8 protein-coding genes are annotated in these 11,526 nt (G+C 65.5%); 3 read left to right on the forward strand and 5 right to left on the reverse strand.

The window, feature by feature from the left end; genetic code table 11:
- From KH616_RS14010 to KH616_RS14020, 3 genes are all read right to left on the reverse strand, one after another.
- On the reverse strand, window positions 1–1,875 hold a 1,875-nt coding region (locus tag KH616_RS14010; RefSeq protein ID WP_292245403.1), incomplete at its 3' end, for a glycosyltransferase.
- Window positions 1,872–3,338, reverse strand: a complete 1,467-nt coding sequence (locus KH616_RS14015) for an oligosaccharide flippase family protein (RefSeq protein WP_292245404.1) — start codon at window positions 3,336–3,338, stop codon at window positions 1,872–1,874. The genes KH616_RS14015 and KH616_RS14010, both read right to left, overlap by 4 nt.
- 43 nt (window positions 3,339–3,381) lie before the next feature.
- Window positions 3,382–5,550 carry a hypothetical protein gene (locus KH616_RS14020; protein ID WP_292245416.1) on the reverse strand — a complete coding sequence of 723 codons (2,169 nt, stop codon included), beginning with the start codon at window positions 5,548–5,550 and terminating at the stop codon, window positions 3,382–3,384.
- A gap of 528 nt (window positions 5,551–6,078) precedes the next feature.
- Here KH616_RS14020 and KH616_RS14025 point away from each other — a divergent pair.
- Genes KH616_RS14025 through KH616_RS14035 form a run of 3 tightly spaced genes read left to right on the forward strand, consistent with a single transcriptional unit; the run spans window position 6,079 to window position 9,171 of the window.
- On the forward strand, window positions 6,079–7,146 hold the full coding sequence (locus KH616_RS14025; protein ID WP_292245406.1) for an acyltransferase: 1,068 nt from the start codon (window positions 6,079–6,081) through the stop codon (window positions 7,144–7,146).
- A 32-nt stretch (window positions 7,147–7,178) separates the two neighbouring features.
- Window positions 7,179–8,222 (forward strand): GDP-mannose 4,6-dehydratase, encoded by a 1,044-nt coding sequence (gene gmd / locus KH616_RS14030; protein ID WP_292245408.1) that lies wholly within the window; start codon window positions 7,179–7,181, stop codon window positions 8,220–8,222.
- Window positions 8,209–9,171: a GDP-mannose 4,6-dehydratase gene (locus KH616_RS14035; RefSeq protein WP_292245410.1), complete on the forward strand. Its 963-nt coding sequence runs from the start codon at window positions 8,209–8,211 to the stop codon at window positions 9,169–9,171. The genes gmd and KH616_RS14035 overlap by 14 nt, the downstream gene beginning before the upstream one ends.
- Before the next feature lie 27 nt (window positions 9,172–9,198).
- Here the strand turns inward: KH616_RS14035 and KH616_RS14040 are convergent, their stop codons facing one another.
- A complete protein-coding gene (locus tag KH616_RS14040) occupies window positions 9,199–10,389 on the reverse strand; it encodes an O-succinylhomoserine sulfhydrylase (RefSeq protein ID WP_292245412.1) in 1,191 nt (396 codons plus the stop codon).
- Between the two features lie 235 nt (window positions 10,390–10,624).
- The coding region (locus KH616_RS14045; protein WP_292245414.1) for an amidophosphoribosyltransferase at window positions 10,625–11,526 on the reverse strand (902 nt) is incomplete at its 5' end.

Genomic DNA, 11,526 nt, shown 5'->3' on the forward strand with positions numbered 1-11,526 from the left:
GAACGGCTCGGCCGAAATCCCGTTGAATACGACCTCGACGCGCTCCGGCGCAAAGCCGCTTAGATCGAGAAACGCCTGTGCGGATGCACCGGAATTCGCGATCACCTTCGTCACGCCGAGACGCGCGCACTGCCTGATCGCGAACAATTGCTTGCGGCCGAAATGCGCGTCGCTGACGATGTCGCGCAAATGCCAGACCACGGGCTTGCGCGCGAGACGCCCGGCCAGCGCGCCGACCACCATGGCGCGCTGCGTGTTGGCATAGATCACGTCGGCGTGACGCGCATGCTGCGCGACGTCGCGCACCAGCCTGGCGAGCCCCGCCAGCGCGCCCGGCGATACGCCGCCCCGTTTGCGCACGCGGGCCAGCGCGCCCTGCTCGGCGACCTCCACGCGTGCGCCGATCTCGTCGAGCGCCGCGCGGAACGGCCCGTCTTCGAACAGCAGCACATCGGCATTCGAACGCATGTGCTTCATGAGTTCGAGCAGCGACAGCTCCGCGCCGCCGAGCACGCCGCTCTGGTCGAGAACCAGCGTCGCCGGCGCGTGCACGACGGCCGGCGGCGCATGCACGGCGACCGGCGGCGGCCTATCGCCCGAACCCCGCGACGCGCTCGCGCCGGGCAGCGCCGCTTCGACATAGTCGAGAAAGCGCCGCCGGAATGTGTCGGCGGAAAACCGTTCCGCGTTCGCGCGGCATGCCTCGGCCGTGAAGCGCGACGGATCGTGCTCGAAATCGTCGACGGCCGCCATGATCGACTGCACGGACTGCGCGTCGAAAAACAACCCGGTCGGCTGCGCATGCGATCGCGGATCGCACACGGTTTCGAGCGCGCCGCCCTTGCCGTATGCGATGACCGGCGTGCCGCACGCCTGCGCCTCGACCACCGAAATGCCGAAATCCTCTTCGGCGGCGAACACGAAGGCCTTCGCGCGCCGCATCCGGTCGCGCAGCACCGCGAACGGCTGATAACCCATGATCTCGACATTCGGGCCGGCCTTCGCGCGGACCTTCTGCATGTCCGGGCCATCGCCGATCACGACGAGCTTGCGCTGCGGCATCTGCGAGAACGCCTCGACGATCAGGTCGATCTTCTTGTACGGCACCATCCGCGACGCAGTCAGGTAGAAATCTTCCTTGACCGGATTCAGCGAAAACGCGTCGACGTCGACCGGCGGAAAGATCACCGCGGCGTCGCGCTGATAGACCTTCCTGACCCGCCGCGCGATGAAGGCGGAATTCGCGACGAAGCCGTCCACTGAATTCGCGGTACGCGTATCCCAGTTGCGGATGTAATGCAGGATCATCCGCGCGAGCAGCGATTTCGGCCCGTGCGTCAGATTCGACTGTGCCAGGTACTGATGCTGAAGATCCCAGGCGTAGCGGATCGGCGAATGCACGTAGCTGATATGCACCTGATCCGGCCCGGTCAACACGCCTTTCGCGACCGCGTGACTGCTCGATATCACGAGGTCGTAGCCCGACACGTCGAGTTGCTCGATCGCGAGCGGCATCAACGGCAGGTAGCTGCGGTATTGGGTGCGCGCAAACGGCAGCTTCTGGATGAACGATGTCCGAACCGGCTTGCCGCGCACGAACGCGCGATCATCGCCGAGAAAATCGACGAGGCTGAACAGGTCCGCGTCGGGAAAGCACGCGACGATTTGCTCGAGCACGCGCTCGGCGCCCGCGTACGTGACAAGCCAGTCGTGGATGATCGCTACGCGCAGCGGCCGCGCCGGCGGGCGCGCGGCGTAGCCACGATCCGCGCAAGGGCGGGCATGCGGCGCAGGTCCTTCACCCGCAGCGGCAACGTCCGCGGTGCCGACCGCCTCGATATCCGATACGGCGTCATCCGCCAGATCCCGATTCATGTGGTTTTCCTCGCATTGAAACGCATCAGCAGGTCGCGCGCGAGCGCGCGGATGCCGGGTGTCATCGTGATCGACCATGCGGCGTTGAGTGTCAGCGCGACCGCGCCCAGACCGATCGACCCGGCCAGCTCCGGCCATGCGTGCGCGAGAAAAAGGCTCGCGAGCAGGAAGGCGAGATGCGCGGCCATGTCGAGCACGATCCGGCGCATCCGGATCGCCGACAGATGAAGCAGGACGCCGTAATCGACGAGCGCGCGCGCCGCGACCGCCACCGCCGCCCCGAGCAGACCGAAGTGATGGATGCCGGCCCACAGGCCGCCGACGAAAAACGGCATCACGACGAGCCCGGCCATCGCCGCACGCGCCGGATTGACCTGCGACTGGATCAGGATCCGCGTGACGCTCGCCTGACCGACGAGCCATACGCCGATCACGAGCACACGGCCGACCGGCGCGGCATGCGCGGCGAGATCGGCGCCGACCCACCATGTCAGGAACGGCCCGAGCGCGAAGATCGCGACGATCGCGGCCGGCGTGAATACGCCGTTCAGGAATTCGAGCGACTGGTGCGCGAGCGAATCGGCATGATCGCGCCCGACCGCCGACAGACGCGGAAACAGTGTGCGCACCAGCGCGTTCGGCAGCATGTTCAGCCGCGCGACGAGATTCTGCGGCACCGTGTAGTACGTGACGGACTTCGCGCCGAGGCCGGCGCCGAGCATCACGCGGTCGAGCGTGTCGGCGATCATGCCGGTCATGCTCGCGATCAGCATCCATCCGCCGAAGCTGAACAGTCCCTTCGCGGTGCCCAGCCGAGGCGGCGCGATGCGCCGGATGCCGAGCACCCGGAGGCTCGCGTGCCCGAGCAGCACCGCGGCGATGAAGCGCGCGGCGACCGCCGCGGCGAGCACCGTCTGCAGGTTCGGCGCGATCCACCATGCCGCCGCGAGCGGCAGCAACTGAAACAGGAACGTGCCGATCGTCTGATTCGTGTTGAACACGCCGAAACGTTCCGCGCCGTTGATCGCGCCGGCAAACACCCACGACACGTTCGCCAGCGGAATCGCCAGCGCAAGCCACGGGAGTGCCAGATAAACCTCGTGCTGCAACTCGGCCGACACCTTCGTGAAATACGCGGTGTACACGAACGCGCCGAAATAGATCAGCAATCCGCCCGCGATCCCCGTCCCGAGATTCAGCCAGAACGCACTCCAGAACACACGTGCGCTTTCCGCGTCGTCGCCGCTCGCCAGCGCCTTCGAGATATGGTTCTGCGCGGCCATGCTCATGCCGAGATCGAGAATCCCGAAATAGCCGATCAGCGTCCACACGAGGCTGATGACGCCATAACGCTCGACGCCCAGCGCGTGAATGTAGGCCGGCACCGTCACCAGCGACACGAAGGTCGGCAGGATCAGCCCGAGAAAATTGATCGCGATGTTCTTCAGTATTCCTTTATCCATGCTCCCGCCCTGTGCTGCGCGACGACGATGCGCGTGGCGCCCGTCACGGCTTCCAGCGATACATCAGCACCTTGCCGCGCGCGTCTTCCTCGACGAACACGAGGTACTCGCCGTTCGCCCGCTTCGCCGCACTGATGCCGAACGGCACGTCGACCCAGCCGGACGCCCGGCCCACTTCCGGGCCCGGGCTCATCACGCCGACTTCCCTGCCGGTTTCCTTGTCGTACACGTGGATCTTGCCGACCGGCTCCACCGCGAAGAGGTAGCGGCCCTCGACCGTGATGCCGATCAGCGTCAGGATCGGTTTCGCGTCCGGCTGCCACGGCAGTGCGATCGTGTAGCGCACGACCGGCGCGCCGGTCGACCATTTGTCGTAGCGCACCAGCACGCGGCCGACTTCCTTGTTGATGCCCGCCTGCGGCATCGCGTCGGCGGTATAACCGCTCACATACAGCGTGTCGGTCTGCGGCTCGTACATCGAGCGGCGCAGCGCTGTGAACGGCTGCGGCACCGGATAGGTCGTCAGCTTCGAATACGCGTAGATCGGGTTGCCGGCCTTGTCGAGGCCGCCGTAGCGGAAGCGGTGAATGCCGCGCACATCGCTCGTGCGCCAGATGTCGCCGTTCGTGTCGACCCACCAGCCCCAGCCGCCCGCCTTGCCCTTGCCGGTCGTGTTCATCTCGAACTCGCCGTCGTCGAAGCGGCCGTTGCCGTTGGCGTCGCGCCAGATCCATTCGCCCCCGGGCGGCTTGTTCGGCACCTTGTCGACCGGACGCGCGCGCCCCGCGAGCAGACCCGACGGAATCGCGATTTCGCCGTCGCGCTTCGGATCGAAGCGGTAGATCTTCAGGTGATCGGCGTACATGTCGGTCAGGTACAGGAACGTGCGGCCGTCGAGCCGGCGCGCCATCGGCATGCCCGGCCATTGATCGGTGCGGAATACCGGATCGTCGGGATACCTGAAGCGGTTCGACAGGAAGCCCGCATACGTCCATTCCCTGCCCGCGGGCTTCGACAGATCGAGTTCAAAGCGCTTGTTCCCCGTGTAGACGCTGTTCGGCCGCGCAGGATCGATCCATGCGCCATCGACGAACAACAGCCCCTGCACCTGCCAGCGCAGGCGGCCGTCCGGCGCGTAGCTCTCGAGCACCGCGCCGAGGCCCGCGCCGATCGTGTCGTGACGCGGACCGATGCCGTTCATCGACACATAGATGTTGCCGGCCCGATCGGCGCCGACGCCGGTCAATCCGTTGAAGCGCTGCGGGCCGGGCCGTCCGGCGATACCGGAGAAAATGCCGCCGCGCTCGCCGAGTGAGCCGGACAGCGCATAACCTTCAGTACCTTTCGAATAGATCAGGATCTGCTGGCGCGGGCCGTTGTCGGCCACGAGCACGCGGCCTTTCGCATCGACCGCGACATCGACCGCCTCGCTGTTCGCGGGCAATGCCGGCGCATCGTCGAGCTTGCGGCCGTCCGCGCGATAGTGCGCGAGCCGCGCCGGCCCGGCGAGCGTATCGGCAAGCAGCCACAGCGTGCCGTCCCCGGCGAGCGCGATGCGGCCCGGCTCGTGCACGCTCCACGTCCCTTTCTTTTCCATCGTCTCGGCATCGAACACGTCGACGGCGTCGCGCGTCGGATTGGTCGAGAACAGTGTCCGCTCGTCGGCCGCGAGACCGCCCACTTCCGCCTTCGTGCCGGTCGGTACATCGTTGACCGTCAGGAAGCTGGCGGCCATTCTTGCGCGGCCGCCGTCCGCACGGCCGTTGCCGGCGAGCGCGGGCGCGGCGCGAAACGGCGCGGCCTGCTTCGTGTCACCGAGCGCGCGCCGCGAGATGCCGAACCATTGGCGCCCTTTCTCCGGCCATATGCCGGGCGACACGAGGCGGCCCCGCTCGTTGCCGACGCCGATCGCGATGTACGCATACTTGCCGTTCACCGCGACCGCATTGCCGCCGAGATTGCCCCAGCCATGCGTGCCGCCGGCGAAGCCGAGCATCCGGCCGTCCTGATAGACGCTCGCTTCCGCACCGCTCTCATCCCACGGCGCGTTCGTATAGACCTTGCCGTCGGGCGTCACCGCGATCGCACGGATGTCGATCTGCGTCCATGCGCCGTCGCCGAAACCATAGGTGTTGCCGATCCACGACGTCGTCGCGGGCAACACTGTTTCGGCTATCGCGGCACTCGTGAACAGCGACGCGCTGAGTGTCATGCCGGCCAGTATCAGACGTCGCAATGCGCTTCTCCACATTCGATGCTTCAGCGATCCGGCGCATCGGCGACATGCCATGCGCAGGTTTTCGAACGAAGGCGCGGCACACCGCGCGAACGTGACATCGCCAAATGGGTTTCAAACGACGCGATGCAGGTTACAAGCAAAAATAATCACAAGAAATTTGGAAATATTTGGGGATATTTCCGTTCCGGATGCCGATCAGGAACGGATCGTCAATGACGGAACAAGGCGGCAAGAACGACCGCATCGCCTCGTCGATACCGTAGAAACTGCCGGGCCCGCCAATCCGGCATCCCGTCGCGTCGCTCCGGAACATTGCCCCGCGCGATAAAAATAAATGAAACCGCATGCGTTCCATCAGTTAAACCGCGTGCGTTTTTTTCCGATTTCTTTTCCCTAGAATCGATTTCGATTCGACATTCCATTGAAAGGCATGCATTACGTATACGCATCGAATACGCGTCCGGCCGCCGCGCGCACAGCAGGCCGCAGCGGGGCGTCGCGATGACGGCGCGCCCGCGTCCGGCCGGGCCGCCTTCGCCGCATCACGGCCGCATCGTCCAGCTCGACGGATTGCGCGCGATCGCGGTGGGCGCCGTGTTTTTGCAGCACGCGCTGAAGGCACCGCTCTGGATGGGCGTCGATCTGTTCTTCGTGCTGAGCGGCCTGTTGATCACCGGCATCCTGCTCGATAGCAAGACGCGGGGACAGTCGTACTTCGGTCATTTCTACAGCCGGCGCGTACGCCGCATCCTGCCGCCCTACGTGCTGCTGCTTGCCGTGTCGACACTGCTGTTCGGCGCCGGCTGGCTGCCGCACTGGCCGTGGTTCGCATTCTTCGCGACCAATATCGGCCTGTCGCTCGGCAGCATCGGCCACGACAGCCTCAATGTGCTGTGGTCGCTGGCGGTCGAAGAACAGTTCTATATCTTCTGGCCGTTCGTCGTCCTGTGGTGTCCGGAACGCATGCTCGCGTGGGTCGCCGCTGCATTGATCATCGCCGCGCCGCTGCTGCGCGCGATCGCGACGCCGTGGTTCGATGCGTTTTGGCCGATTTATTACCTGACACCGTTTCGCATGGATCTGCTTGCCGCAGGCGCGCTGCTCGCCATCGTGCTGCGCCGCGACCGGCGCGCGCCGGAGCGGCTCTATCCGCTTGCGATCGCCGTCGCGCTCGCGTCGCTTGCGATCCTCGGCTGGCTGCATCACACGACGCCGCGCTTTCGCGCAGCGAATACGCCGCTGTCGAATGCGATGCTCTACAGCATCTCGATGCTGCTGTGCACGTCGATCGTCGTGATCGCGCTGCGCGGCCGCGGCGTCGTGCAGCGCGTGCTCACGCACCCTGCGCTCGTCTATCTCGGCACGGTCAGCTACACCGTGTACCTGATCCATCTCAGCGTGCTGTATGCACTCTGGCCGCTGCACCTGAACCGCTATGCGACCGCCGCGCTCGCCTTCGCGATCACCGTCGCCTGCGCCACCGCCACGTGGTACGGCTTCGAACGGCGACTCACGCGCGGCGGCATGCACCAGGCGATGCCGACCTCGGCAACGCGCACGACCGCCTGATTTCTATCCATCGTTTCGACCAGGACATTGCCATGAGCCAAACTCGCAAGGCCGTCATCACCGGGGTATCGGGGCAAGACGGCGCCTACCTGACCAAGCTGCTGCTCGACAAGGGCTATCAGGTCACGGGCACCTACCGGCGCACCAGCTCGGTCAATTTCTGGCGCATCGCCGAACTCGGCGTCGAGTCGCATCCTAATCTCACGCTCGTCGAGCACGACCTGACCGATGCGGGTTCGAGCCTGCGCCTGCTCGAGCGCATTCAGCCGGACGAGCTGTACAACCTCGCCGCACAGAGCTTCGTTGGCGTGTCGTTCGACCAGCCGTCGACGACTGCCGAAGTGACGGGCCTCGGCACGCTGAACCTGCTCGAAGCGATTCGTGTCGTCAGTCCGAGGACGCGCTTCTACCAGGCTTCGACATCCGAAATGTTCGGCAAGGTGCAGGCGATTCCACAGACAGAAACCACGGCGTTCTATCCGCGCAGCCCGTATGGCGTCGCGAAACTGTTCGCGCACTGGACGACCGTCAATTACCGCGAGTCATACGGACTGTTCGGCAGCAGCGGCATCCTGTTCAACCACGAGTCGCCACTGCGCGGCCGCGAATTCGTCACGCGCAAGATCACCGACACGGTCGCGAAGATCAAACTCGGCAAAGCCGCTCGCCTCGAACTCGGCAATCTCGACGCGAAACGCGACTGGGGCTTTGCACTGGAATATGTCGAAGGGATGTGGCGGATGCTGCAGGCCGACGAGCCCGACACGTACGTGCTCGCGACCAACCGCACCGAGACTGTGCGCGACTTCGTGCGCATGGCCTTCGCGGCGGCGGGCTACCAGATCGAATGGAGCGGCATGGGTGAACAGGAGCGCGGCCTCGACGCGGCGACGGGTAACGTGCTCGTCGAAGTGAATCCGAAGTTCTACCGCCCGGCCGAGGTCGACCTGCTGATCGGCTGCGCGGACAAGGCGAGGCGCAAGCTCGGCTGGTCGCCCGAAACGACGCTCGAGCAACTCTGCCAGATGATGGTCGAAGCGGATCTGACGCGGAACCAGCGCCATGACACGTTCTGAACGCTCGTCGCGCCGCGCGTTCGTCACCGGACTCGCGGGATTCACAGGCCATTACATGGCCCGGCAGCTGACGGCAGCCGGCTACGACGTGTGGGGCACGGTGGCGCCCGGCACGCCGCGCCCCGACGATCCGTCGCTCGCGAACTGCACGCTGCTGCCCGTCGACCTGCTCGACGCGGAAGGATTGCGCGCCGCCGCCGCCGATGCGCGCCCCGATGCGGTCGTTCATCTTGCCGCGCGCGCGCACGTCGCAAACGATGCGCCGGGGCCGACCTATCAGGTCAACGTCGTCGGGACACGCAACCTGCTGGCGGCACTCGCGGGGCTCGACCGCCGCCCGGCGGCGGTGCTGCTCGCGAGCAGCGCAAATGTATACGGCAATTCGACGCGCGGCGTGCTCGATGAGGCGGTTCCGCCCGAGCCGGCAAACGACTACGCGGTCAGCAAGCTCGCGATGGAACACATGGCCAGGCTCTGGTTCGACCGGTTGCCGATCGTGATCGCCCGTCCGTTCAACTACACGGGCGTCGGCCAGAGCGAAGCGTATCTGCTGCCGAAACTGGCCGCGCATGTCGCGCGCCACGCGCCGCGTATTTCACTCGGCAATCTCGACGTGAGCCGCGATTTCTCCGACGTGCGTGACGTGACGGCCACGTATCTGCGGCTGCTGGAAACGGCGCCCGCGGGCGAGACATTCAACGTCTGTTCGGAGCGCGCCTATTCGCTGAAGGAAGTGCTGGCGATGCTGTCGCGCATCGCGGGCTATGTGATCGACGTCACGGTCGATCCCGGCTTTGTCCGGCACCACGAGGTCAAGCGCTTGCGCGGCTCGCGCGAGAAGCTGCGGCGCGCGGTGGGTGAACTGCCTGTCACGCCGCTCGACGACACGTTGCGGTGGATGGTGGAAGCGATGCGCCGCGCGCCGCGCGCAGGCGACGCGCACGCCTGAGCGCATCGCCCCCGCCACCGGTCCGGTTCAGGCGTCGAGGCCGCGCGCCAGGTCGCCGCGCAAGTCAGCCGGATCCTCGAGCCCCACGGCAAGACGGATCAGCCCCTCGGTAATGCCGGCCGCTGCACGCGCTTCCGGGGTGATGCGGCCGTGCGTCGTCGTGGCCGGATGGGTGATCGTCGTGCGCGTGTCGCCGAGGTTGCCGGTGATCGAGATCAGCCTGGTGCTGTCGATCACGCGCCATGCATTCGCACGCTGCGCTTCCGGCGTGTCGCCCTTCACTTCGAACGACACGATCGCGCCGCCCGCCTTCTGCTGACGCTTCGCGAGCGCGTACTGCGGATGCGATTCAAGCCCCGGATAAAAGACGCGCGCGACGGCCGGATGCTGTTCGAGCCAGCGCGCGATGTCGAGCGCGTTCGCCGACTGGCGCTCGACGCGCAGCGACAGCGTCTCCAGGCCCTTCAGCAGCACCCACGCGTTGAACGCGGACAGCGTCGGCCCCGCGCTGCGGACGAACGGGAACACCTTGCCCATGATGAAATCCTTCGAGCCGACCAGCGCGCCGCCAAGCACGCGGCCCTGCCCGTCGAGGAATTTCGTCGCCGAGTGCATCACGACGTCCGCACCGAGCTTCAACGGCTGCTGGAGCACCGGGCTGCAGAAACAGTTGTCGACGACGAACAGCGCGTTTGCCGATTTCGCGATCTTGCCGATCGCCTCGATGTCGGCCAGTTCGGTCAGCGGATTCGACGGCGTCTCCAGGAAAAACATCTTCGTTTCCGGACGAATCGCTTCCTTCCACGCATTCAGGTCGGTCGGATCGACGAAGGTCGTCGCGATGCCGAACTTGCTGAAGATCTGCGAGAACATGCCGAGCGTCGAGCCGAACAGGCTGCGCGAGCTGACGAGATGATCGCCCGCCTGCAGCGCGGACATCACGACCGACATGATCGCCGCCATGCCGGACGCGGTCGCGATGCACGCCTCGCCGCCTTCGAGTGCCGCGAGACGCTCCTGGAACATCGTCACGGTCGGGTTCGTGAAGCGCGAATAAGTGAAAAACTCTTCCGCATTCGCGAAGCGTTCGGCGGCATCTGCCGCACTCTTGAAGCAGAAGCTCGACGTGAGGAACAGCGCTTCGGAATGCTCGTTGAAATCACTGCGCAGCGTGCCCGCACGCACGGCGAGCGTATCGAAATTGAGAGAGTCGTCCATGTTCCGTGTTTCCGTTTCCGATGTCCGTGCAGGGCCGCACGGATCAAGCCAAACAAAAAGCCCGCTATGCGTCGGCATCAGCGGGCTTCGGTGCGGTACAACAGCGATCGACTCGGGCCGGCTGCCGCCGGCCTTCGCTTTAGCTGTTTCGGGAGCTGGCCCCGCGTCCGCAAGCTGAAATCAAATCGACGCAAGGCCACATCGTATCACGCACGATCGTCAATGTGCGTCCGGCTCATTTCTCCGACAGCTGGAGATCCATCTGCGAACGCGCGGACGCGTCGCCGCCCATGTCGCGATCATCCTGCGCTGCCGGCGCGAGGCGCGCCCGTTCGATCGAATCGAGATACTCCGGCGTGACGTCGCCGGTGATGTAGTGGCCGTCGAAGCACGAAGCCTCGAAGCCCTCGAGCTTCGGGTTGATGTCGCGCATCGCGCGGCGCAGATCGTCGACGTCCTGATAGATCAGGTAATCGGCGCCGATGATCTTCGCGACCTCTTCGTCGGTGCGACCGTGCGCCACGAGTTCGCCGCGCGTCGGCATGTCGATGCCGTACACGTTCGGGAACTTCACGGGCGGCGCCGCCGACGCGAAGATCACCGACTTCGCGCCGGCGTCGCGCGCCATCTGCACGATTTCGTGCGACGTCGTGCCGCGCACGATCGAATCGTCGACGATCAGCACGTGCTTGTCCTTGAACTCGATGCTCATCGCGTTGAGCTTCTGGCGCACCGATTTCTTGCGCACAGCCTGGCCCGGCATGATGAACGTGCGGCCGACATAGCGGTTCTTGAAGAAGCCCTCGCGGAACTCGACGCCAAGCTTTGCCGCAACCTGCATCGCAGCCGGCCGCGACGAATCGGGAATCGGCATCACGACGTCGATCGGCACGTTGGGCAGTTCGCGCTTGATCTTCTCCGCGAGGTAGTCGCCCATGCGCAGACGCACGTTGTAGACCGGCACGCCGTCGATGCACGAATCCGGACGCGCGAGGTACACATATTCGAACATGCACGGGTTGAGGCTCGCGTGCTCCGCGCATTGCTGGCTGTGGAAATTGCCGGCCTGGTCGATGAAGATGGCTTCGCCCGGGTGCACGTCGCGAACGAACTCGAAACCGACGCCCTCGACCGCCA

The sequence above is a fragment of the Burkholderia sp. genome (assembly GCF_018375725.1).
Lineage (GTDB): Bacteria > Pseudomonadota > Gammaproteobacteria > Burkholderiales > Burkholderiaceae > Burkholderia.

What these genes read in the sequence shown, in the direction of transcription:
- KH616_RS14015 (WP_292245404.1), bottom strand. Translation starts at nt 3,338, where the DNA reads ATGGATAAAGGAATACTGAAGAACATCGCGATCAATTTTCTCGGGCTG.
- KH616_RS14020 (WP_292245416.1), bottom strand. Translation starts at nt 5,550, where the DNA reads ATGACACTCAGCGCGTCGCTGTTCACGAGTGCCGCGATAGCCGAAACA.
- KH616_RS14025 (WP_292245406.1), top strand. Translation starts at nt 6,079, where the DNA reads ATGACGGCGCGCCCGCGTCCGGCCGGGCCGCCTTCGCCGCATCACGGC.
- gmd (WP_292245408.1), top strand. Translation starts at nt 7,179, where the DNA reads ATGAGCCAAACTCGCAAGGCCGTCATCACCGGGGTATCGGGGCAAGAC.
- KH616_RS14035 (WP_292245410.1), top strand. Translation starts at nt 8,209, where the DNA reads ATGACACGTTCTGAACGCTCGTCGCGCCGCGCGTTCGTCACCGGACTC.
- KH616_RS14040 (WP_292245412.1), bottom strand. Translation starts at nt 10,389, where the DNA reads ATGGACGACTCTCTCAATTTCGATACGCTCGCCGTGCGTGCGGGCACG.